Annotated in this window: 22 protein-coding genes and 1 riboswitch; of the genes, 10 read left to right on the top strand and 12 right to left on the bottom strand. The window is 65.7% G+C overall.

The window, feature by feature from the left end; translation table 11 throughout:
- Nucleotides 1-167 precede the first annotated feature (167 nt).
- The 3 genes from FG95_RS03975 to FG95_RS03965 all read right to left on the bottom strand — a co-directional run bounded on the left by FG95_RS03975 (nucleotide 168) and on the right by FG95_RS03965 (nucleotide 3,694).
- Nucleotides 168-2,150, bottom strand: a complete 1,983-nt coding sequence (locus tag FG95_RS03975) for an ATP-binding protein (protein ID WP_235211450.1) — start codon at nucleotides 2,148-2,150, stop codon at nucleotides 168-170.
- 96 nt (nucleotides 2,151-2,246) lie between these two features.
- Nucleotides 2,247-3,449, bottom strand: a complete 1,203-nt coding sequence (spt, locus tag FG95_RS03970; RefSeq protein WP_037554107.1) for a serine palmitoyltransferase — start codon at nucleotides 3,447-3,449, stop codon at nucleotides 2,247-2,249.
- An 8-nt stretch (nucleotides 3,450-3,457) separates the two neighbouring features.
- A complete protein-coding gene (locus tag FG95_RS03965; RefSeq protein ID WP_037554106.1) occupies nucleotides 3,458-3,694 on the bottom strand; it encodes an acyl carrier protein in 237 nt (78 codons plus the stop codon).
- 152 nt (nucleotides 3,695-3,846) lie between these two features.
- Between FG95_RS03965 and FG95_RS03960 the strand changes: the two genes are divergently transcribed.
- The 5 genes from FG95_RS03960 to FG95_RS03940 all read left to right on the top strand — a co-directional run bounded on the left by FG95_RS03960 (nucleotide 3,847) and on the right by FG95_RS03940 (nucleotide 9,091).
- On the top strand, nucleotides 3,847-4,419 hold the full coding sequence (locus FG95_RS03960; protein WP_052182065.1) for a Pycsar system effector family protein: 573 nt from the start codon (nucleotides 3,847-3,849) through the stop codon (nucleotides 4,417-4,419).
- A 242-nt stretch (nucleotides 4,420-4,661) separates the two neighbouring features.
- The gene (locus FG95_RS03955; protein ID WP_052182062.1) at nucleotides 4,662-6,059 is read left to right on the top strand and encodes an MATE family efflux transporter; all 1,398 of its coding nucleotides are present in this window, start codon (nucleotides 4,662-4,664) and stop codon (nucleotides 6,057-6,059) included.
- A gap of 118 nt (nucleotides 6,060-6,177) precedes the next feature.
- Entirely contained in the window at nucleotides 6,178-6,465 is a 288-nt protein-coding gene (gene groES, locus FG95_RS03950) for a co-chaperone GroES (protein WP_037554105.1), read from the top strand.
- 45 nt (nucleotides 6,466-6,510) lie between these two features.
- Nucleotides 6,511-8,154, top strand: a complete 1,644-nt coding sequence (gene groL, locus FG95_RS03945; RefSeq protein WP_037554103.1) for a chaperonin GroEL — start codon at nucleotides 6,511-6,513, stop codon at nucleotides 8,152-8,154.
- Nucleotides 8,155-8,323: 169 nt separating this feature from the next.
- Nucleotides 8,324-9,091: a glutaminyl-peptide cyclotransferase gene (locus FG95_RS03940; RefSeq protein WP_081932991.1), complete on the top strand. Its 768-nt coding sequence runs from the start codon at nucleotides 8,324-8,326 to the stop codon at nucleotides 9,089-9,091.
- On the opposite strand, the gene FG95_RS03935 is transcribed toward FG95_RS03940, so the two are convergent.
- The 4 genes from FG95_RS03935 to FG95_RS03920 all read right to left on the bottom strand — a co-directional run bounded on the left by FG95_RS03935 (nucleotide 9,088) and on the right by FG95_RS03920 (nucleotide 10,999).
- On the bottom strand, nucleotides 9,088-9,759 hold the full coding sequence (locus FG95_RS03935) for a DJ-1/PfpI family protein (RefSeq protein WP_037554101.1): 672 nt from the start codon (nucleotides 9,757-9,759) through the stop codon (nucleotides 9,088-9,090). The two genes, FG95_RS03940 and FG95_RS03935, sit on opposite strands and share 4 nt — an antisense overlap.
- Before the next feature lie 20 nt (nucleotides 9,760-9,779).
- A riboswitch (ZMP/ZTP riboswitch) is annotated at nucleotides 9,780-9,860 on the bottom strand.
- Nucleotides 9,861-9,892: 32 nt separating this feature from the next.
- Nucleotides 9,893-10,090 carry a hypothetical protein gene (locus FG95_RS03930; RefSeq protein WP_052182061.1) on the bottom strand — a complete coding sequence of 66 codons (198 nt, stop codon included), beginning with the start codon at nucleotides 10,088-10,090 and terminating at the stop codon, nucleotides 9,893-9,895.
- A 75-nt stretch (nucleotides 10,091-10,165) separates the two neighbouring features.
- Nucleotides 10,166-10,495 carry a hypothetical protein gene (locus FG95_RS03925; RefSeq protein WP_037554100.1) on the bottom strand — a complete coding sequence of 110 codons (330 nt, stop codon included), beginning with the start codon at nucleotides 10,493-10,495 and terminating at the stop codon, nucleotides 10,166-10,168.
- A gap of 171 nt (nucleotides 10,496-10,666) precedes the next feature.
- On the bottom strand, nucleotides 10,667-10,999 hold the full coding sequence (locus FG95_RS03920) for a hypothetical protein (protein WP_037554099.1): 333 nt from the start codon (nucleotides 10,997-10,999) through the stop codon (nucleotides 10,667-10,669).
- A 233-nt stretch (nucleotides 11,000-11,232) separates the two neighbouring features.
- Between FG95_RS03920 and FG95_RS03915 the strand changes: the two genes are divergently transcribed.
- The 5 genes from FG95_RS03915 to FG95_RS03895 all read left to right on the top strand — a co-directional run bounded on the left by FG95_RS03915 (nucleotide 11,233) and on the right by FG95_RS03895 (nucleotide 18,005).
- On the top strand, nucleotides 11,233-12,219 hold the full coding sequence (locus FG95_RS03915; protein ID WP_037554146.1) for an ArsR/SmtB family transcription factor: 987 nt from the start codon (nucleotides 11,233-11,235) through the stop codon (nucleotides 12,217-12,219).
- Nucleotides 12,216-13,154, top strand: coding sequence for a methylenetetrahydrofolate reductase (gene metF / locus FG95_RS03910; RefSeq protein ID WP_037554098.1), 939 nt, complete (start codon nucleotides 12,216-12,218; stop codon nucleotides 13,152-13,154). Before FG95_RS03915 ends, metF begins: the two co-directional genes overlap by 4 nt.
- Nucleotides 13,151-14,200: a homocysteine S-methyltransferase family protein gene (locus FG95_RS03905; protein ID WP_037554096.1), complete on the top strand. Its 1,050-nt coding sequence runs from the start codon at nucleotides 13,151-13,153 to the stop codon at nucleotides 14,198-14,200. The genes metF and FG95_RS03905 overlap by 4 nt, the downstream gene beginning before the upstream one ends.
- A 118-nt stretch (nucleotides 14,201-14,318) precedes the next feature.
- Nucleotides 14,319-16,940, top strand: a complete 2,622-nt coding sequence (gene metH / locus FG95_RS03900) for a methionine synthase (protein WP_200880144.1) — start codon at nucleotides 14,319-14,321, stop codon at nucleotides 16,938-16,940.
- Nucleotides 16,941-17,051: 111 nt separating this feature from the next.
- Entirely contained in the window at nucleotides 17,052-18,005 is a 954-nt protein-coding gene (locus FG95_RS03895; protein WP_037554094.1) for a hypothetical protein, read from the top strand.
- A gap of 39 nt (nucleotides 18,006-18,044) precedes the next feature.
- On the opposite strand, the gene FG95_RS03890 is transcribed toward FG95_RS03895, so the two are convergent.
- From FG95_RS03890 to FG95_RS03870, 5 genes are all read right to left on the bottom strand, one after another.
- On the bottom strand, nucleotides 18,045-18,551 hold the full coding sequence (locus tag FG95_RS03890) for a YbjN domain-containing protein (protein ID WP_037554093.1): 507 nt from the start codon (nucleotides 18,549-18,551) through the stop codon (nucleotides 18,045-18,047).
- A gap of 98 nt (nucleotides 18,552-18,649) precedes the next feature.
- Complete coding sequence (locus tag FG95_RS03885) at nucleotides 18,650-18,976, bottom strand: accessory factor UbiK family protein (protein WP_037554092.1); 327 nt, start codon at nucleotides 18,974-18,976, stop codon at nucleotides 18,650-18,652.
- Between the two features lie 48 nt (nucleotides 18,977-19,024).
- The gene (locus FG95_RS03880) at nucleotides 19,025-19,576 is read right to left on the bottom strand and encodes a TspO/MBR family protein (protein ID WP_037554091.1); all 552 of its coding nucleotides are present in this window, start codon (nucleotides 19,574-19,576) and stop codon (nucleotides 19,025-19,027) included.
- Nucleotides 19,577-19,637: 61 nt separating this feature from the next.
- A complete protein-coding gene (locus FG95_RS03875) occupies nucleotides 19,638-20,378 on the bottom strand; it encodes a TlyA family RNA methyltransferase (RefSeq protein ID WP_037554090.1) in 741 nt (246 codons plus the stop codon).
- A complete protein-coding gene (locus FG95_RS03870; RefSeq protein WP_037554089.1) occupies nucleotides 20,378-22,435 on the bottom strand; it encodes a protein-disulfide reductase DsbD family protein in 2,058 nt (685 codons plus the stop codon). Before FG95_RS03870 ends, FG95_RS03875 begins: the two co-directional genes overlap by 1 nt.
- Nucleotides 22,436-22,476: the final 41 nt, after the last annotated feature.

Raw genomic sequence — 22,476 nt, 5'->3', positions numbered from 1 at the left:
CGTTGAATCTGATCCGCATCCCCGAGCGAAGACGAGGGGCTATGCCGAGCGAAGTCGAGGCAGCGTCACTACGCGGGGTTCTCGCTTCGCTCGAACGAGCCCCTAGTCTTCGCTCGGGGATGCGGATGACGAAGGTTGTGCGCCAGTGAATCTAGCGTGCGAATAATCTAACTCGCCAGCCGCTGGCCGTCGGGCCGCGTTTCGCCGCTCCGCCGGATCGCGCGGTCGAGCGCGCTGAGCGTGAAGGGCTTGCGCAGCACGTCATGGTCGCCAAAGGCGGCGTCCTCGCTCGCATCGCCGGCATAGCCGGTGACGAACAGCACCGACAGTTCGGGCCAGCGCTGTTTCAGCTGCGCGACCATTTCGGGGCCGGTGAGTTCGGGCATCAACACGTCGGACAGGATCAGGTCGAACCCGCCGCGGCCTTCGGCCAGCCGCCCTTCGACCAAGGCCTCGGCCTCCAGCGGATTGCCGCATGCGACCACATTATGGCCGAGTTCGCTGACCGCGTCGACCGTCGCGGCCAGGACGCGCGCGTCGTCCTCGACCACCAGGATGCTGAGTGCGTCGGCGGGCGCCGCGGGGGCTTCGGTATCGCCGGGTACCACTTCGTCCGCGTCGCTGGTCGGCGGCTGGGCGACGGGCAGCAGCATCGCGACGCTCGTGCCTTCGCCCTCGGTCGACGAAATCTGCACCTCGCCGCCCGATTGACGGCAGAAGGCGAAGACCTGGCTCATGCCGAGGCCGGTTCCCTGGCCCGCGGGCTTGGTGGTGTAGAAGGGGTCGAAGACGCGTTCGAGCACCTCGGGCGACATGCCGCAGCCGGTGTCGATCACCTGCACCGCGAGCGCCGCTGCCTTCACCTCGCCGTCGCCCAGCGTGCGGATCGTCAGCGATCCGTGGCCATCCATCGCGTCGCGCGCGTTGACCGCGAGGTTGAGCAGGGCATTTTCGAACTGCTGCCGGTCGACCCAGCAGGCGAGGTCGCCGGCCTGAAGGTCGAGCGTGAGCGCGATCCGGTCGCCGATCGTGCGCTCGATCAGCTGCGCAAAGCTCGCGATACACTCGTCGACCGGGGTCATTTCGGGGCGCGCGGGCTCCGAGCGGGCGAAGGTCAGCAGGCGCCGCGTCAGGTCGGCGGCGCGATTGGCGCCGTCGAGCGCGTTGGTAAGGTGACGCTGCGCCTTGTCCGGCGTATCGGGAAGCCAGCGCTGCGCCAGTTCGAGCCCGCCGACGACGACCGCGAGCATATTGTTGAAATCATGCGCGATGCCGCCGGTCAGCTGGCCGACGGCTTCCATTTTCTGTGCCTGGCGGAGCTGCGCCTCCGCCGCTTCGCGGTCGGTCATCTCGCTGCGCAGCGCGGCGTTTGCCTCAGCGAGTTCGGCGGTCCGCTCCTCGACCGCCGCCTCGAGCTGCGCGGCACGGTCGCTTTCGACCAGCTGCTCGCGCCGTGCGAGGCGCCGTTCGCCCTCGGCGCGGATCAGCGAGAAGGTCGCGCCGATCGCGATGACCGCCGCGGCAGCGCCGAGCAGCGAAAAGAGCAGGATAGCCTGGTTGAGACTGGCGCGGTCGGCCGCCGCCAACCGGTTGCGCTCGCGCAGCAGCGCGCGTTCGTTGGCGATGATTTCGCTGAGCAGATTGTCGATCCGCGCCAGCCCGTCGCCTTGGCCGGCGGCGTAAAATTTGGAAATCGCGGCGACGGTCTGGTTGTAGTTGGCGCTGAGCGCTGCGTCGCCCAGCTGTTCGCCGCGGCTGTCCATCTCGCGCGCCAGCTGCTCGACGAGCACGATCTGTTTGGGATTGTCGCGCACATTGCGCTTCAGCCGCGTCATGAACTGGCGCGCGCGGCCCCATTGATATTCATAGATGCGCCCGTCCTCTTTCTGCAGCCCGACCGCGAAGCGGCCGAGCGCCGCCTCCGCCCGCGCGATCGCGGCGTCGACCGAGCGCGTCTGCGAAATGACCTCCATGCTCTGCGTCTGCCAGCCGAGCGAGCGGTCGTAATTGTCGTTGGCGCGCGCGAGCAGCAGCACGAGCGCCCCGACCACACCGGTCAGGATCGCACCGAGGACGATCATTGACCAGAAGCGAATACGCTCCCGCCGGCCGTCATTTTCGCTGTCGATATCCCGCTCGAACACGCGCATCTCTTACCGGACAAGCGGTGCGCCGCAAAGCACCGAAGGTCGCGCGGCTTCAATTCGCCGCGAAAAGGAATCCGCTGGTCGGCGTGAGCGCTCGGTTCAGCCGATAATCTGCGCGCGCTTTCCCGCGCGTTCGAAGCGGCCGAGGATTTCGCCGACCTGCTCGCTACTATGCTCGGCGCACAGCGAACAGCGCAGCAGCGTCATACCCGCGGGCGTCGCCGGCGGACGCGCGAGGTTCACATAGAGCCCTTCTTCCAGCAGCGCTTCCCACATCATCGCACCCCTTTCGAGGTCGGGCATGATCACCGCGATGATCGCCGACTGCGGCTCGTCGGTGCCGAGCTGGAAGCCCAGATCCTTGAGCCCCTGGTGGAGCATCTTCGAATTTTCCCACAGATGCGCGCGCTTGTTCGACCCGTGCATCAGCTTGCGGATACTCGTCGCGGCGGTCGCGACGACGCTCGGCGGCAGCGAGGCGGTGAACACATAAGGACGGCAGACGAGCCGCATGATCTCGAACTTCGGATGGTTCGAGACGCAGAAGCCGCCGACGGTGCCGACGCTCTTGCTGAACGTGCCGATGATGAAGTCGACATCGTCGATCACGCCCTGCGCCTCGGCGACGCCGCGGCCGTGCTCGCCGATGAAGCCCATCGAATGCGCTTCGTCGACCAGCACCATCGCGCCATTTTCCTTGGCGACGCGGACCATTTCCTTGAGCGGCGCGACGTCGCCCAGCATCGAATAGACGCCCTCGAGCACGACGAGCTTGCCGGCCTCGGCGGGCAGGCGCTTCAGCCGCTTTTCGAGCGCTTCGATGTCGTTGTGGCGAAAGGCGACGATTTCGGCGTCGCCCATCTTGCACCCGTCATAGATCGACGCGTGGCTGTCGATGTCGAGGATGACATAATCGCCCTTGCCCGCGATCGTCGAAATGATGCCGAGGTTCGCCTGATAGCCGGTCGAAAACACCATGGCATGATCCATGGCGTAAAATTCCTTGAGCGCGTCCTCGCACTCCTTGTGCCCCTGATAGGTGCCGTTGAGCACGCGGCTCCCGGTCGTGCCGCTGCCGAATTTGTCGAGCGCGTCCTTGCCCGCGGCGATGACATCCTCGTCGAAGGTCATGCCCATATAATTATAGGTGCCGAGCAGGATCGTCTCGCGCCCGTTGCAGATCGCGACGGTCGGCGAGATCACCTTTTCCATCACCAGGCTGAACGGATCGGTGACGCCGGTCGCGAGCAATGCCTCGCGCTGCTGGATCAGCGGGTCGAATTTGGAGAAGAGGTCGGTCATCGCGGTGGTCAGCCCTGCAGCTTCTCGACCGCGGCGACGAGCTGGCCGACATTTTCGATCTCGGCCTGCATGTTCATGCTGATGATGATGTCGAACGTGTCCTCGACCTCGGCGACGAAATCCATCACGGTCAGGCTGTCCCATTCGAGGTCGCCGGCAAAGGTCGTCGCGTCGCTCAGTTCGACGCCCTTCTTGTTGAAAGGGGCGATCAGGCCGTAAATCTGGTCCTTGATGGCGGTGCTCATATACTGTGTCCTATAGCGGAATAAAGTTGCGCGCGGGCATGCCGCGAAGCCTCCGGATTGGCAAGCGAATGCGGCGGGAACAGGGCAGCATCTTGCCGCTCGCGGGACTTCATGCCATCCCTGTCGCGGGTCGCCAGCAGGGGCAGCTTGGCATGGATAGCGCAGAATCAGAGGTGTCGCGGGACCCGCCGGCGGTCTCCTTTCCGGCGAACGCGGTGCATCTCGTCCGCACGAACCAGCAGCTGACGATGCAATTGTCGCAGATGGCGGATCAAAAGGCGTCGATTCTGATGGGTGCGACCTTCGTCGTCTTCACCCTCGCGATCGGACAGGCGCGGTCGGGCGGCGGCGCGCTCGCGATGCCGCTCGCCATCCTCGCGACCTTTTCCTTCCTCTCGGCGCTGCTCGCGGTGTCGGCCGTGCTCCCGCGCGTCGGCAAGGGCCCGCCGGTCGTCTACAAAGACGGTAAGGATCACAGCAACATTCTCTTCTTCGGCCGCTTTGCCCAGATGGACGAGGATGAATTCATCGCCGAGGTGAAGAACCGGCTGCGCAGCGAGGAGGATCTGTACGAAACGATGCTGCGCGACACCTATCAGAACGGCGTCGTCCTCGCGCGGCGCAAATATCGCTATCTCGCTTATGCTTATCGGCTGTTCGTGGTGGGGCTGACTTTGACCTTCGTGGCGTTTGGGGTCGAAATGGCGGGGCTTTGGAGCGAATGAACCCATTGATCCTCCCTGTCGCGAAGCGATGGGGAGGGGGACCACTCGCGTAGCGAGTGGTGGAGGGGCCGCGTTAAAGCCCCTCTGTCAGCGCTTCGCGCTGCCACCTCCCCATTGGCTTCGCCACAGGGAGGAGCAAATCGGGCAGCGCTGTTGCCATTCTGCCACCCCCGCCGACAAATCATCCGCCGCCGTCTCGCCGCACTTGAACGGTAACATTCGCGCGCCTATCCGGGCCGGCTATGCTGCAGCGGGCTACCCCTCTGACCGCGGAAACACCGCAGAGTCTTCGCGCCGAATTCCGCGCGACGCTGGCGCTCGCCGTGCCGCTGGCGGCGGCGAATCTGTTGCAGATGCTCGTCCACGCGATCGACGTCATTTTTGTGGCGCGGCTCGGCGACGCGGCACTCGCCGCCTCGTCGCTCGGGGTGGCGATCTTCGGCCTGCTGCTGTGGACGGGATCGGGACTTGTCGGCGCCTCGGCGCCGCTGATTGCCGCCGAACTCGGGCGCCGCAAACATGCGGTGCGCGAGGTGCGGCGGACGGTGCGCATGGCGCTTTGGCTCAGCGCGCTGGTGTCGATCCTATTCATGGGTATTTGCGCCGCGGGCGGGCCGATCATGATCGCGACCGGGCAGCCGCCCGAAACCTCGGCGCGCGCCGCGGGCTTCCTGCTGATCCTGATGTGGGGCATGTTCCCGATGATCGCGGCGGCGGTGCTGCGCATCTTCGTCTCGGCGCTCGGCCGGCCGACCATTGCCACGGCGATCACTTTCGGCGCGCTCTTCGTCAACGCGCTCGGCAATTGGGTGCTCGTGTTCGGCCATCTCGGCATGCCCGCGCTCGGCCTCCACGGTTCGGCGATTTCGAGCGTCATGACGAGCGTGCTGATGCTGCTCGCCTATATCATCGTCATCCAGACCGACCGTCGCCTGCGGCGCTATCGTCTGTTCGGAAACTGGTGGCGGTCCGAATGGACGCGCTTTTTCGATATGCTGCGCATCGGCACTCCGATCAGCCTGACCATTCTCGCCGAGGCGGGGCTGTTCACCGGCGCCGCCTTCCTGATGGGCCGGATCGGCGAGACCGAACTCGCCGGGCACACGATCGCGCTTCAGGTCGCGGCGCTCGCCTTCCAGATTCCCTTTGGCGTCGCGCAGGCGGCGACGATCCGCGTCGGCCTCTTCTATGGCGCGCGCGACCACAATGGTATCGCGCACGCGGGGCAGGCGTCGCTGATACTCGGGATCGGCTTCATGGCGGTCACCGCGCTGATCATGTGGCTTTTCCCGTCGCTCGTGCTGTCGATCTATGTCGACGTCGATGCCGCGCGCAACGCCGCGCTCGTCGGCTTCGCGATGCAGTTCCTCGTCGTCGCGGCCGCCTTCCAGCTCTTCGACGGTGCGCAGGCGGTGGCCGCGGGGGTGCTCCGGGGATTGCAGGACACGCGAACGCCGATGATCATCGCGATCTGCGGTTACTGGATCGCGGGTTACGGCACCGCCATCTATCTCGGCTTCTGGACCCCGCTCGCCGGAGTCGGGGTGTGGATCGGCCTCGCCGTCGGGCTCGTCGTGGTCTCGGCGGTGCTGCTCCTGCGCTGGCGAATGCGCGGCCGTCTCGGTCTCCTCCCGGTCTGACGCAAAAATCTTGCGGCGGCGCTTGACGCTCCCCTGACTCCCACCCATATCCCCGCCTGTTAGCACTCGCGTCCTGTGAGTGCTAAGCGACATCCATTGCACTATTGGAGGGATATCCATGCAATTTCGTCCGCTGCACGACCGCGTGCTCGTCCGCCGTATCGAAGCCGAAGAAAAGACGGCCGGCGGCATCATCATCCCCGACACCGCCAAGGAAAAGCCGCAGGAAGGCGAAGTCGTCTCGGTCGGTTCGGGCACCCGCGCCGACGACGGCAAGGTCACTCCGCTCGACGTCAAGGCCGGCGACCGCATCCTGTTCGGCAAATGGTCGGGCACCGAAGTCAAGGTCGACGGCGAAGAGCTGCTGATCATGAAGGAATCGGACATCCTCGGCGTCATCGCCTGAGTCCCTGTTCTTCCCCTATTTCATTCCATTTGAAGGAGCATCCACATGGCTGCCAAGGACGTTAAATTTTCGCGCGACGCGCGCGAGCGCATCCTGAAGGGCGTCGACATCCTCGCCGACGCCGTCAAGGTCACGCTGGGCCCCAAGGGCCGCAATGTCGTGATCGACAAGAGCTTCGGCGCGCCTCGCATCACGAAGGACGGCGTCAGCGTCGCCAAGGAAATCGAACTCAAGGACAAGTTCGAGAATATGGGCGCGCAGATGCTGCGCGAAGTCGCCTCGAAAGCGAATGACAAGGCCGGCGACGGCACCACCACCGCGACCGTTCTCGCCCAGGCGATCGTTCGCGAAGGCATGAAGTCGGTTGCCGCCGGCATGAACCCGATGGACCTGAAGCGCGGTATCGACCTCGCGGTCGGCAAGGTCGTCGCTGACCTCGCCGCGCGCTCGACCCCGGTCGCCGGCACCTCGGAAATCGCGCAGGTCGGCATTATCTCGGCCAATGGCGACACCGAAGTCGGCGAGAAGATCGCCGAAGCGATGGAAAAGGTCGGCAAGGAAGGCGTGATCACCGTCGAGGAAGCCAAGGGCCTCGAGTTTGAACTCGACGTCGTCGAAGGCATGCAGTTCGACCGCGGCTATCTGTCGCCCTATTTCATCACCAACCCCGAAAAGATGATCGTCGAGCTCGCCGATCCGTACATCCTGATCTTCGAAAAGAAGCTGTCGAACCTCCAGTCGATGCTTCCGATCCTCGAAGCGGTTGTGCAGTCGGGCCGTCCGCTGCTGATCATCGCCGAGGACATCGAAGGCGAAGCGCTCGCGACCCTCGTCGTGAACCGTCTGCGCGGCGGCCTGAAGGTCGCGGCCGTCAAGGCGCCGGGCTTCGGCGATCGCCGCAAGGCGATGCTGCAGGACATCGCGATCCTGACCGCCGGTGAAATGATCAGCGAAGACCTGGGCATCAAGCTCGAGTCGGTCACGCTGAACATGCTCGGCCAGGCGAAGCGCGTCACGATCGACAAGGACAACACCACCATCGTCGATGGGGCTGGCGACCATGATGCGATCAAGGGCCGCGTCGAACAGATCCGCGCGCAGATCGAAACCACGACCAGCGACTATGACCGTGAAAAGCTGCAGGAACGTCTGGCGAAGCTCGCCGGCGGTGTTGCTGTGATCAAGGTCGGCGGCGCGACCGAAGTCGAGGTGAAGGAACGCAAGGACCGCGTCGACGACGCGCTGCACGCGACCCGCGCCGCGGTCGAAGAAGGCATCGTCCCCGGTGGCGGTACGGCGCTGCTGTACGCGACCAAGGCTCTCGACGGCCTGAAGGGCGCCAACGACGATCAGACCCGCGGCATCGACATCGTCCGCAAGGCGATCGAAGCGCCGCTGCGCCAGATCGCGGCCAACGCCGGCCACGACGGTGCGGTTGTCGCCGGCAACCTGCTGCGCGAAAATAACCAGGATCAGGGCTTCAACGCCGCGACCGACGTTTACGAAAACCTGAAGGCCGCCGGCGTCATCGACCCGACCAAGGTCGTGCGCACCGCGCTTCAGGACGCCGCGTCGGTGTCGGGCCTGCTGATCACCACCGAAGCCGCGGTCAGCGAGCTGCCCGAAGACAAGCCGGCGATGCCGATGGGCGGCGGCGGCATGGGCGGCATGGGTGGCATGGACTTTTAAAGTCCGTACCGTTCGGCGCTCAGCCAACGAAAAACGGGGCCGGGGGAGCGATCCTCCGGCCCTTTTTCTTTGCGCTTTTCCTGTCTTCGTCACCCAGACGAAGATGGATTAGCGAAATAGGGTAGGCGGGACATTGCCAGTTCAGCCTGAGCGACATAGCTAAGCGGTGATGATGCTTGTCTTTGCCCTCGCCCTGCTCGCGGAACCGCAGGCCGCGGCGTCGCCCGCATTGCCGCCGGTCGAGCGTTGCAGCTACCAAATCGTCGAGACCTTCCCGCACGACATATCCTCCTTCACGCAGGGACTCTTCTGGCACGAAGGGCATCTCTATGAATCCACCGGTCAGTACGGCCAGTCGCGCGTCGCGCGGCTCGACCTCGAGACGGGCAAGGCGCTCGCCCAGACGCAACTTTCCTCGGACCAGTTCGGCGAGGGGATCACGCGCTGGGGCGACCAGATCATCGGTGTCACATGGCGGGGCGGCGTCGGCAACCGCTGGTCGATCGAAGATCTGAAACCTGTCGGCGCCTTCAAATATTCAGGCGAGGGCTGGGGGCTGACGATGGTCGGAGACAGCCTCGTCCTCAGCGATGGCACGCCGGCGCTCCGCTTCTTCGACCCCGCCACGATGGAGGAGAGGAGACGCGTGACCGTTCGTTTCGCCGGCCGGCCGGTCGCGATGCTCAACGAACTCGAAACGATCGACGGGCAGGTGTGGGCGAACGTCTGGATGACCGATTTCATCGTCCGAATCGATCCCGCGACCGGTAATGTCGCCTCGCTCGTCGACCTCACGACGCTCAAGGCCGATGCTGGTGTGACCGGTACCGACAGCGTGCTCAACGGAATTGCGTGGGACGACGAGGGGAAGCGCCTGTTCGTGACGGGCAAGAACTGGCCCAAGCTCTACGAGATCGCACTCGCCGACTGTCGCTAGGCGCGCAGCGCTGCCTCCATCCGCGCCGCCGCCGCATCATAGACGTGTGCCTTCAGCCCGACGGTAACCCCTTCGGGTGCGCGCTCGGGATGACCGCCGGCAAAGGGTGGGGCAGGGTCATATTCGATCGCGAGCTGGATCGCTTGCGCCACGGCATCGCCTTTCAGCCGCGCGATCAGCGTCAGCGCGAAATCGAGCCCCGAGGTCACGCCGCCGCTGGTCACGACTTTGCCGTCCTCGACGACCCGGGCGTTTTCATGGCGCGCTCCGACGAGCGGCAGCAGATGCGTGTAACCCCAGTGCGTCGTCGCGCGCTTGCCCGCGAGCAATCCGGCACGGCCGAGCAGGAAGGCGCCGGTGCACACGCTCGTCACCCACGCGGCGCCCGCCGCCTGCCGCGCGATGAAGTCGATCGTCGCCGCATCGTTCAGCGCCTCGGTCACGCCGTGCCCGCCGGGAATGCAGAGGATGTCGGCTTGCGGCGCGCCCGCAAAATCATGCGTGGGCAGGATAGCGAAACCGCTGTCGGTCGCGATGGGGTCGAGCCGTGCCGCCGCCGCCGCCAGCACCGCGCCGGGCATCCGGGACAGCGCCTGCGCGGGCGCGGTGAAGTCAAGCTGGGTGATGCCCGGAAAGAGCAGGAAGACGATGGTGGTCGTGTCGGTCATGCGGATGGTCCTTCGCTGGCGTGGATCACCCAGGCGCGCGGCTCGCATCGGTCCCGCTCCCCGATGGAACTCCATCTTCAGCGCCAGTCGCGGGACGGCATCAGCCTAACCCTCGCCGCGCGGCGAGGAAAGATTATTCGGCGGCGTCCTTTGCCGGCGCGCCTGCTGGCGGCCCGCTGTCGCGGCTTTCGAGCATCTCGGCGGCATCGTCGAGCGCCTTGGCTTCGCTGACGGTCACGCCGCCGGGGCCCGGCTCGTTGTCGGTGCGGCTGCATCCCGTCACGAGCAGGCCGAGCAGGGCGGCGGCGGCGGGCACGAGGTTTCGCATCATTCGTTTTCCACAAAAAAAGGGCTCCACCCGTCCGGATGGAGCCCCTCCTTAGCAGCCCAAGGGCGTGCCGACGACTTATTGCTTGTCGTTGGCTTCGGCCTTCTTGGTTTCCTCGGCGATCTTGTCGCCGGCCTTGTCGGCGGCCTCGCCGGCGGCGTTCACCGTGCCTTCGACGGCATTGCCGGCGTTGTCGGCGGCGCCTTCGACGGCGGCGCCGGCATCGGCGGCGGCATCGGCGGTCGCGTCGGCGGCGTCGGCGGCGCCTTCGGCCATTGCGTCGCCGGCGGCGGCGGCATCGTCAGCCATGGAATCGGCGGTTTCACCGGCGGCGTCCTGCGTCTTTTCCGAGCAGGCGGCGAGGCTGAAGGCCGCGGCGGCCATCGAGGCGATGATGATCTTGCGCATGGGTATTCCTTTCGAATGCAATGACCGGGTGGCCGGCCATGGGAAGAGAGTTAACCGGCGATCAGGGGCTTGGCAACCGCGCTGCGACGCCTGTCCCGAAAAGGAAAGGGGCCGCCGGCAAGCCGTCGACCCCTTCCTGTTTCTTCGGCCCCGAAGAGGCCGGAAAGAAGCTTACTTCTTGGCTTCTTCCATCGCGCCCTTGGCGGCGTCGGCGGCTTCTTGGGCAGCGCCGGCAGCTTCGGCCGCCTTGTCGGTGGCGGTGGCGGCGTCGCCGGCAGCGGCGGCATCGCCAGCAGCGTCGGCGGCGGCACCGGCTTCGCCAGCGGCGGCGGCGGTCGCGTCGGCAGCGCCTTCGGCAGCTTCCATCGCGCCGTCAGCAGCGCCTTCGACGGTCGCGGCTGCGTCTTCGGTCGTGGCGGCCGTGTCGTCGGCAGCCTTTTCGGCGCAAGCAGCGAGGCCCATCGAAGCGGCGAGGACGAGCGACAGAGTGATCGATTTCTTCATGTGGGAATACCCCTCTCAAATTTGGACTGATCGACCGGCACAGGAACTGATCGATCCCGAACATTGCCAATCGCGCGCAGAATTACCCACTCGCCAAATGGCGTGCAACCGTCCTTTTGGCGATTGACCCCGCTGTTGCGTCGCAATGCCGCGACGACCGCGGCGCGCACCGCGGAAAATCGTGGCACGGCGCTTGGTTGACCAGATATAAAGAAAGCTTTATATGTCCTTTGGTGAGTGAGCTTATCGACATTTTCCGCGCTCTCGCGGATCCGACGCGACTGCGAGTCGTCGCGCTGCTGCGCGAGATGGAGCTTGCGATCGGCGAACTCGCGATCGTTCTCGACCAGAGCCAGCCGCGCGTATCGCGCCATGTCCGTATCCTTGTCGAGGCTGGAATCGTCGAGCGGCGGCGCGAGGGAAGCTGGGTTTTCCTGCGCATCGCCGGCGAAGGGCCGGTCGCCGAGATTATCGGTCAGGCGGAGAAATGGCCTTTCTCCGCGCGCGAAACGCGCGTCATCGCGCATGATGCTCGGCGGCTGGCGGCGGTGCGCGACGAGCGTGTCGCGGCGGCCGAACGCTATTTCGCCGAGCATGCCGCCGAATGGGACGCGATCCGATCGCGCCATATCGCCGAGAGCGAAGTCGAAGCCGCAATGCTGGCGATGATGCACAACCGCCGCCTCGGCCATTTGCTCGACATCGGCACCGGCACCGGCCGGATGGCCGAGATTTTCGCACCGACCGCGCGCCGGATCACCGCGCTCGACCGCAGCCCCGAAATGCTGCGCATTGCGCGCACGAAGCTCGAGCGGCAGCCGGTGCCCGTCGATCTGTTGCAGGGCGATTTCCTCGACCTGCCGGTCGCCGACGCCAGCATCGACAGCATCGTCATCCATCAGGCGCTCCATTTCGCGCACGAGCCCGACCGCGTGATCGCCGAGGCGAGCCGCGTGCTGCGCGGCGGCGGTCACCTTCTCGTCGTCGATTTCGCGCCGCACGAGGATGAGGAACTGCGGGCGCTCGCCGCGCATGCCCGCCTCGGATTCTCGGATGCGCAGATCCGCGGCTGGTTCGCCTCGGCGGGCTTGCTGCTCGAAACCACCCAGACGCTCGAAGGCGGGGAGCTGGCCGTGAAGCTGTGGCTCGGCCGCCGTCGCAGCGACGAAGATCAACCCCCCGTCAGCGAAGGCGGGCAAAGTAAAAGGCTTGCGGCATGACGTCGAACTTGAACTCGCTGGCGGAGGCGCGCCGCGCCGCGGCGTCGCCGCTCTTCGCCAATCTCGACGGCGATATCGGCGTCAGCTTCGAATTTTTCCCGCCCAAGACCGAGAAGATGGAAGCGCAGCTGTGGGATACGTTCCGCACGCTCGAGCCGCTGGCGCCCAGCTTCGTATCGGTCACCTATGGTGCGGGCGGATCGACGCGCGAACGCACCCACTCGACCGTCGCGCGCATTGCTGCCGAAAGCCGCGTGCCGCCCGCGGCGCACCTGACCTGCGTGGAGGCCTCGCGCGCCGAGATCGACGAGGTCGCGCAGGCCTATTGGGAAGCGGGCGTGCGCCATATCGTCGCGCTGCGCGGCGACGTCCCGGGTGGCGAGCCCTATCGGGCGCACCCGCAAGGCTATGCCAATGCGATCGAACTGGTCGCGGGGCTGAAGGCGGTCGCGCCCTTCGAGATTTCAGTGGCAGCTTATCCCGAGGTGCATCCCGATGCCGATTGCCCGCAGTCCGACCTCGACAATCTGAAGCGCAAGCTCGACGCCGGCGCAACGCGCGCGATCACGCAATTCTTTTTCTCGCCCGACAGCTTCCTGCGCTTTCGCGATGCGGCGGCGGCAGCGGGCATCGACGCGCCGATCATTCCCGGCATCCTTCCGGTGTCGAACGTGTCGCAGACGCGGCGCATGGCCGACATGTGCGGCACCGCGATCCCCGCGTGGATGGTGTCGTTGTTCGAGGGGCTCGACGATCATCCCGCCGCGCGCCAGCTCGTCGCGGCGACGATCGCCGCCGAAATGTGCCGCCGCCTCTACGCGGGCGGCGTGCGCGATTTCCACTTCTACACCCTCAACCGCGCCGAGCTCAGCTATGCCATCTGCCATCTGCTGGGGCTGCGGCCGGTTTCGACCGCAAAGGATCAGGCAGCATGAGCAGCGCACGCGAAGCCCTCACCGCGGCGGCAAGGGAGCGCATCCTCCTGACCGACGGCGGCTGGGGCACCCAGATCCAGCTCCGTAAGCTCGACGAAGCCGACTATGCCGGCACGCTCGGTCTGACGCACGATCAGAAGGGCAACAACGACATTCTCGCGCTGACGCGCCCCGACGTCGTCACCGCGATCGGCGAGGCCTATCTGGCGGCGGGGTCGGACATCGTGTCGACCAACACCTTCAGCGCGAACCGGATCAGTCAGGCCGATTATGGTGCCGAGACGCTCGTCGCGGACATCAACATCGAAAGCGCGCGGCTGGGCCGCGAGACGGCAGTGAAATATGAAGCGCTCGACGGCCGCCGCCGCTTCGTCGCGGGCGCGGTCGGGCCGACGAACAAGACGCTGTCGCTGTCGCCCGACGTCAACAACCCGGGCTATCGCGAGATCGACTTCGACGAGCTGAAAGACGTCTATCTCGACCAGGTCGTCGCGCTTGCCGAAGGCGGCGCCGATTTCATCCTGATCGAGACGATCTTCGACACATTGAACGCCAAGGCGGGGATCGCCGCGACGCTCGAAGCCGAAGCCAAGGTCGGACGCGAGCTGCCGCTGATGATTTCGATGACGCTCACCGACCTGTCAGGACGCAACCTGTCGGGACACACGGTCGAGGCTTTCTGGTATGCCGTGCGCCATGCGAAGCCGCTGACGATCGGGCTCAACTGCTCGTTCGGCGCGTCACAGCTCCGCCCGCATGTGAAAGTGCTGTCCGATCTCGCCGACGCGCTCGTGATGGTCTATCCAAACGCCGGGCTTCCCAACGAACTCGGCGAATATGACGAGATGCCTGAAACAACCGCGGAGCTGGTGCGCGAATGGGCCGAGCATGGGCAGGTCAACATTCTGGGCGGCTGTTGCGGGTCGACGCCGGCACATATCGCTGCGATGGCGAAAGCGATCGCGGGTCTCGCGCCGCGACATATTCCCGACGTTCCGGTGCGCACGCGGCTTGCGGGGCTGGAGCCGTTCACGATGGCGGCGTAATTCCCCTCCCGCTTGCGGGAGGGGTTAGGGGAGGGCCTGTTCCTTTCTACGCCGCCCGAGATTGAACGGACCCTCCCCCGACCCCTCCCGCAAGCGGGAGGGGAGCAAGATGAGCAAGATGACTGAAACCAACGCCTCCTCAACTTTCGTCAATATCGGCGAGCGCACCAACGTCACGGGTTCCGCGGCGTTCAAGAAACTGATCCTCGCCGATGATTATACGGCGGCGGTCGAAGTCGCGCGCCAGCAGGTCGAGAATGGCGCGCAGGTCATCGACGTCAACATGGACGAGGGTCTGCTCGACGCCGAATATGCGATGACGACCTTTTTGAAGCTCATCGCCGCCGAGCCCGACATTGCGCGCATTCCGGTGATGATCGACAGCTCGAAATGGGATGTGATCGAGGCGGGGCTGAAGTGCGTCCCCGGCAAACCGATCGTCAACTCGATCAGCATGAAGGAAGGCGAGGAACAGTTCCTCGATCATGCGAAGAAGTGCATGGCCTATGGCGCCGCGGTCGTCGTGATGGCGTTCGACGAGGTCGGGCAGGCCGACACCAAGGACCGCAAGATCGAGATTTGCGAGCGCGCCTACAAGCTGCTCATGACCATCGGCTTCCCGCCCGAAGATATCATCTTCGACCCCAATATCTTCGCGGTCGCGACGGGGCTCGAAGAGCATGACAATTATGCCGTCGACTTCATCGAGGCGGTGAAGGAAATCCGCGTCCGCTGCCCGCACGCGCATTTCTCGGGCGGGCTGTCGAACCTCTCCTTCGGCTTCCGCGGCAACGAGACGGTGCGCCGCGCGATGCACAGCGTATTCCTTTACTATGCGATCCCCGCCGGGCTCGACATGGCGATCGTCAACGCCGGGCAGCTCGACGTTTATGATACGATCGACCCCGAACTCAGGACCGCATGCGAGGATGTCATCCTCAACCGCAAGGTGGACGGTGAAGAGCTGAGCCCGACCGAGCGGCTGATCGCGCTCGCCGAACGTTACAAGGGAACGAACGCCGCGCAGGAAAAGGCGGCCGAGGAATGGCGCGGCTGGGCGGTCGAAAAGCGGCTCGAACATGCGCTGGTCAAGGGCATCGACGCCTATATCGTCGACGACACCGAGGAAATGCGCCTCGCGATGCCGCGCCCGATCGAGGTGATCGAAGGCCCGCTGATGGACGGGATGAACGTCGTCGGCGACCTGTTCGGATCGGGCAAGATGTTCCTGCCGCAGGTCGTCAAATCGGCGCGCGTGATGAAAAAGGCGGTCGCGCATCTGCTGCCCTTCATCGAGGCTTCGAAGGAACCCGGCGCGAAGGGCAAGGGCAAGGTCGTGATGGCAACCGTCAAGGGCGACGTCCACGACATCGGCAAGAATATCGTCGGCGTCGTGCTCCAGTGCAACGGCTTCGAGATCGTCGACCTCGGCGTGATGGTGCCCTGGTCGAAGATCCTCGATGCGGCGAACGAGAATGACGCCGACATGATCGGCCTTTCGGGCCTCATCACTCCCTCGCTCGACGAGATGGTGACGGTCGCCGAGGAAATGCAGCGCGCAGGCATGACAATGCCGCTGCTGATCGGCGGCGCGACGACATCGAAGGTGCATACCGCGCTGCGCATCGACCCGGCGTACAAGGGCCCGGTGCTCCACGTCCTCGACGCGAGCCGCGCGGTCGGCGTCGCCACCGCGCTGGTCAGCGACACTGGGCGCGACGCCTATGTGCAGGGTTATAAGGACGATTATGAGCATGTCCGCGATGTGCGCGCGGGCAAGGGGCAGAGCGTGTTGCATACGCTCGAAGAGGCGCGTGCCAATTATTACGACGCCTATCTCAGCGACAAGCCGGCGCCGCCGTTGCAGCCCGGGCTGCACCGTTTCGACGACTGGTCGCTCGAAGATCTGCGCGAATGTTTCGACTGGACGCCCTTCTTCCGCGCGTGGGAGCTGCACGGGACCTATCCGTCGATCCTCGACGACGAGGTGGTCGGCGAGACCGCGCGGGCGCTCAAGGCCGACGCCGACGCGATGCTCGACAAGCTGATTGCCGAGAAATGGCTGACCGCGCGCGGCGTCTGCGCCTTCTGGCCGTGCGCACGCGACGGCGACAGCGTCACAATCCACCTCGCCGAAGAGGAACGGCATGTGACGCTCCCCTTCCTGCGCCAGCAGATCAAGAAGAGCCGCGACCGCGCGAACATGTGCCTCGCCGACTTCATCGATCCGGCGGGCGACTGGATGGGCGGCTTCGCGGTCGGCATCCACGGTATCGAGCCGCATTCGGAGCGTTTCCGCGCCGACAAGGACGATTATTCGGACATCCTGCTGAAGGCGCTCGCCGACCGCTTCGCCGAGGCGTTCGCCGAGCGGCTGCACCAGCATGTCCGCACCACGCTGTGGGGCTATGCGCCGGGCGAGCAGCTGACTAACGAAGCGCTGATCAAGGAAGAATATCGGGGCATCCGCCCGGCCCCCGGCTATCCCGCCTGCCCCGATCACAGCCTGAAGCCGATCCTGTTCGACCTGCTCGCCGCGGGCGAGAATGCCGGGTTGGTGCTCACCGAAAGCTTCGCGATGCTGCCCACCGCGGCGGTCAGCGGCTTCTATTTCGGTCACCCCGAAAGCCAGTATTTTGGCGTCGCACGGATCGGCAGCGATCAGCTTGAGGATTATGCGCAGCGGCGCGGCGTCGACATCGAAACCGCGACGCGCTGGCTGCGGCCGAACCTGGATTGATTTCGGCGCGACGGTTAATGGGCGTGTCCGCACTTGTCCGAAAGCGAGACAGGTACGGGGTTAACCAGCTTCACCAACGACTTGCGTCGCTAAAATCGCTATGCGCGGTCCATGTTCAGATCGATCCTTCGCCGGCCGCTGCTGCCGCTGCTCGCCCTGCCGCTGCTTTTCGCGTCCGCGCCGCTGCCGGCGCAGACGGGCGGCGCGCCCTACAGCATCGACGGCCGCGGTTTCGGGCGGCTGCAGGACGCGGTCGATGCGATCGGCGAGGGTGAAGGGACGATCCGTATCGCCCCCGGCTATCACCGCGATTGCGCGGTGCAGACCGCGGGGCGCATCGCCTTCGTCGCCGCCGAGCCGGGCCGGGCGATCTTCGACGGCGTGACCTGCGAAGGCAAGGCAGCGCTCGTGCTGCGCGGCGATGGCGCGCGCATCGACGGCATCGTCTTTCAGAATATGCGCGTTCCCGACGGCAATGGCGCGGGCATCCGGCTCGAAACCAGCGATCTCGACATTGTGAACGCGATGTTCCGCGACAGCGAACAGGGCATCCTGACCGCCGACGATCCCGACGCGACGCTGACGATCGACCGTTCGACCTTTTCGCGCCTCGGCCGCTGCGACCGGGGTTTGAGCTGCGCGCACAGCGTCTATACCGGCATCTACGGCCGCGTCGCCGTCACCCGCACGCGCTTTGAAAAAGGCAGCGGCGGCCATTATCTCAAGACACGCGCGGTGCGGGTCGACATCGACGACAACAGCTTCGACGATACTCAGGGGAAGGCGACCAATTATATGATCGACCTGCCCTCGGGTTCGATCGGGCGGATTTCGAACAATCTGTTCGTGCAGGGGCGCGACAAGGAAAATTATTCGGCCTTCATCGCCGTCGCGGCCGAGGAGCGCAAGAATCCGTCGCGTGGGCTCGTCATCGAGGGCAATCGCGCGAGCCTGCCCGCGGGCATCGATCGCCGGTCGGTATTCGTCGCCGACTGGAGCGGCGAGGCGCTGGCGATCGGGGCGAACGAGCTCGGCGCTGGCCTGACGAGGTTCGAGAAAAGGTAAGGGCCCTCCGAACCCGCTGGATGCGAGCGGGGAAGGGGGTTAAGCCTCGCCGCGCGTTTCGATGAGCGAGGCGGCGAGCGCCTCGGCCGGCGTCTTGCCGCCCCACAGCACGAACTGGAACACCGGATAGAAGCGCTCGCATTCGTCGATCGCGCTTTCGATCAGCGTTTCGGTCAGGTCGAGCGACAGCGCCGCATCAGCGCCGACGAGCATGCCGTGGCGGAAGAGAATCGTGCCGCTGTTCGACCACAGCTCGAAATGGCCGAGCCAGAGCTGCTCGTTGATCATCGCGAGCGCCTCGTGCGCCACTGCGCGCTTGTCCTCGACAACGCGAATGTCGGGAAAGGCGAGGAGCTGGATCACCCCGTCGTCGGGCCGCCACACCGCGCGCAGCTCATAGGCCGTCCAGCTGCCCTGCGCGGTCGCGACGATCTCGTCCTCACCGACCATCTCGTGCGGCCAGTCGTGCGCGGCGAAATAGGACGCTAGCATTTCCATCGGCGCGGCGTCCTGGCCGTCATCGTCGTCGTATAGATCGTCACTCATGCGCGCGCCTTAGCCCGGATGGCGCAGCGACGCGAGTCCGCGTCCCACGTCATCCGGGGATAATTTGCAGACAAGATACGGCGGGCGCGGGGGACGCGTCAGCTTTTGGGCTTGCGCGCCGCGGGCTTTGCCGCCGGTTTTGCGGGCGCCGTCTTGGCAGCCGCCTTTGGCGCCGCAGCGGGCTTGTTTGCGCCCTCGAGCTTGTCGAGCCGCGCTTTCAGCGCTTCGGCTTCGGCGCGCGCGGTGGCGGCCATCTGCTTCACCGCCTCGAATTCCTCGCGGCTGACGAAATCCATGCGGCCGACGAATTCCTTCGCGCGGTCGCGCATCGCGGCTTCGGCTTCGCGGCCGGCGCCGGCGACGGTCCCGGCAATGCCGTTCACCATCTTGGCGAGGTCGTCGAAAAAGCGGTTTTCGCTCTGCATGTCTGATATTCCTTCGTCGGGGTGGCCCCCGGGTTGTCCCTTGCGCCTTCACCTTATCTGGGTGCTGGCGGCGGCGGGGACAAGGGTTTCGGCGTCGGGATTGCGCTGATCGATCTGGAAATTCAGGATCGCGGCAAAGCTGAGCCAGACCATATAGGGCACGAGCAGCCATGCGGCTGCCTTGCGGATCGGCGCGAAGGCGAAGGCGGTCGCGATCGTGACCATCAGGATGAAGATGATGAGGTAGAGCGCGGTCGTCACCTGATGCTGGCCGAAGAAAAGCGGCGACCAGGCGAAATTGGCGATCAGCTGGACGAAGAAAAGCAGCAACGCGAAACCGCGCCCCTTGGCGCCGCGCGCATGGAGGATCATCGCGAGCGACAGGCCGAGGCAGATATAAAGGATCGGCCATACCGTGCCGAACACCCAGCCCGGCGGTGTGATCAAGGGCAGGTCGAGCGCGGCGAACCAGCGATTGCCGTAACCGCTGTTCGAGAGCAGGCCCATCAGGCTGCCGATCAGCACGATCGCCGGCACGGTGACGAGCGCCCAACGCAGGTAGGACATGCGAAGCTGGCCCTGTGTCGCGATTTCGGTCATGTCCGCAATATCCCCCAAATGCGAATCCGTTGCATTTGTGTCGCGATTGTGCGGCGTAGCGTCAAGCGGCTCGATTCACCGCTGCAATCAGAAATTCGACATTGCCCTCGGGCCCAGTGATCGGGCTTTCAACGAGGTCGGCGACGTCCCAGCCTTCGCTTTGCAGCCAATCTCGCATCTCGGCGCAAACGCGCGCATGCACCTCGGCATCACGCACCACCCCTTTTTTGCCGACTTCGCGACGCTCGGCCTCGAATTGCGGCTTGATCAGCGCGACCATGCGGGCACCGGGTTTCGCGAAGCTCATGGGCACCGGCAGCACCTTCGACAGCGCGATGAAGCTCGCGTCACAAACGATCAGGTCGACGGGTTCGGGGATATGGCCGGCGGTCAGGATGCGCGCGCTCGTTTGTTCGTGGACAATGACGCGCGGGTCCTGCCGGAGTTTCCATGCGAGCTGGTTGGTGCCCGAATCGATTGCATAGACGCGCGCCGCGCCGCGGCTGAGCAACACGTCGGTGAACCCGCCGGTCGACGATCCGACATCGATCGCAACCGCGCCGCTCACGTCCCAGCCCAGATGCCTAAGCGCATGGTCGAGCTTGATCCCGCCACGCGACACCCATGGGTGATCGCGGCCCTTGACGCTGATCTCGGCATCGTCGGCGATCTGCTGTCCCGCCTTGTCGATCTTGCGGTCGCCGACGAAGGCAAGCCCGGCAAGGATCAATGCCTGCGCGCGCGTCCGGCTTTCGGCCAGCCCACGGTCGACGAGCAACTGGTCGGCGCGCTGCTTCGCCATCAGCCGCCCGCCTTGTCGGTGAGCAGACCCGGGGTCAGGATCTGCGGCAGGATTTCGGGCTTGGCGGTGCCCGGCGCATACCAGAGGTAGAGTGGCACGCTGTTGCGGCCATGCTCGGCGAGCGTGCGCGTGATGACCGGATCGCCATTGGTCCAGTCGCCGACGAGCGTGACGACGCTGGCCTTGTCGAAGGCTTTCTGCACCGCCTCGCGCTCGATCGCGCCGGCTTCGTTCGCCTTGCACGACAGGCACCAGTCGGCGGTGAAATAGACGAAGACGGGCTTGCCGGTGGCACGCGCCTTGGTGAGCGCATCGGGGGAGAAGGTCGAGCCCGCGCCCTCAATGCTGCGCTCCGCCTCGGCAACCTCGGTCACCGTTCCTGCAAGGCTGACGACGAGGAGCAGGCCCGACGCGATCAACAGCCACGACCGCCGGTCGCCGCGCTGGATCGCGCCGTATTGCGTCAGAAGGACAAGTGCCATCGCGACCGCGAGGCTGGGCCACAGAAGCTGCCCGCCGCTGCCGAGTTGGCGCCACAGCAGCCATGCCAGCGCGAGCGTGGTGAGGCCCATCGGCAGTGCCATCCATTTGCGGAACCGGTCCATCCACGGGCCCGGCTTGGGCAGGCGGCGCCGCAAGGCGGGGACGAAACCGATCGCGAGGAAGGGCAGGGCGAGCCCCAGCCCCAACCCGCCGAAGATCGGCAGCGCCGCCCATGCCGGCAGCACCAAAGTCGCGCCGAGCGCAGCACCGAGCAGCGGCCCGCTGCACGGGGTGGCGACGAAGGCCGCGAGCGCGCCGGTCCAGAAGCCGCCCGCCGCGCCGCCCTTTTCAGCAAGCGCTTGCCCGCCGCCGAACGACGGCAGTTCATAATATCCGAGCAGGTTGAGCGTGATTGCCAGCGCGAGAATCAGCAGCGCGAGCACGCTGACCGGATGCTGGAGCTGGAAGGCCCAGCCGACCTGCTCGCCCGCCGCCCGGAGCGCGAGCAACGCGCCGCCGAGGAGCAGCGCGGTGACGATCGCGCCGGCGGTGTAAGCGAGCGCTTCGACCTTGGCGCTCCGTGCAACGCCACCCGACCGCGCAAGGCTGAGCGCCTTGAGGCTGAGGATCGGGAAGACGCAGGGCATCAGGTTGAGGATCAGCCCGCCGAGGATCGCGCCGCCGAGCGCGGTCCAGAACAGCGTCCCGCCGATCGCGCCCGTCGGTCCCGCAATCGCTTCGCCGGCCGCGGGCACCGTGCCGGGTTCGAGCTTGAGCGACAGGCCGCGCCCGCCGCCCAGCTTGAGCAGCGCCGAAACCGGCCCGGCCTTCTCGCCCTTGGCGCGCGTCTCGACGATGATCTGATCGCCGTTGCGGCTGAACTTCTGGGGCGCGGCATAATCGACGACATCCTGCGTCTCGACGAACAGGTGTGGTGCGTCGATCTGGGTGCTGGCGGGCAGGGGAATGGCGAAGCGCACCGTCTCGCCGCGCCGCTCCCACGCGCCGTGCCGATCGAGCGGCTGCGGAAGCAGCGCGCGCCAGCCGTCGAAGCGAGTGCGCGACGCGTCCGGGATCGCCCCGTCGCCTGCTTTCAATGCGACCGAGATCACCGCCCGTTCGGGGACGCACACCTTGTCGGTGCAGGCCAGCCAGTTGGCGACACCCGACAAGGTCAAGTCGGTGCCGGGCGCGACGCTTTCGTCGACCCGCACCTCGGCGAGCAGCGCATAGGGATGCTCATAGACATGGTTCATCATGCCGAAGAGGATCAGCGCATCGGGAACGGGATAGCGGAAGGGCGCGATCGTCACCCCCTCGGGCGCGTTCCATTCGACCGACAGGCCGAAGCCCGCGTCGCCGCCATTGACCCAATAGCCGTGCCACGTCTTGTCGGGCGCCATGGTTAGCGCCAGCGTCGTCGTGCCGCCGGGCGCGGGGGTGGCCGATTCGGCAACGAGTTTGGGATGGATATGCGTCGATTGCGCGTGCGCGGGGCTGAACGCGGCGAGCGCCAGCGCCAGCAGCAGCGTACGCGCTATGCGTGTCACAAAAGCCTCACTCAGCAAATTCATGGCCCGTCCGCAGCTGTTGGTCGTTCGAAGGCTTGCCATAT

It is taken from the genome of Sphingopyxis sp. LC363 (genome assembly GCF_000756385.1).
Lineage (GTDB): Bacteria > Pseudomonadota > Alphaproteobacteria > Sphingomonadales > Sphingomonadaceae > Sphingopyxis.
The sequence above is the reverse complement of the archived record's forward strand: the minus strand, read 5'-3'. Positions and strand labels throughout refer to the sequence as shown.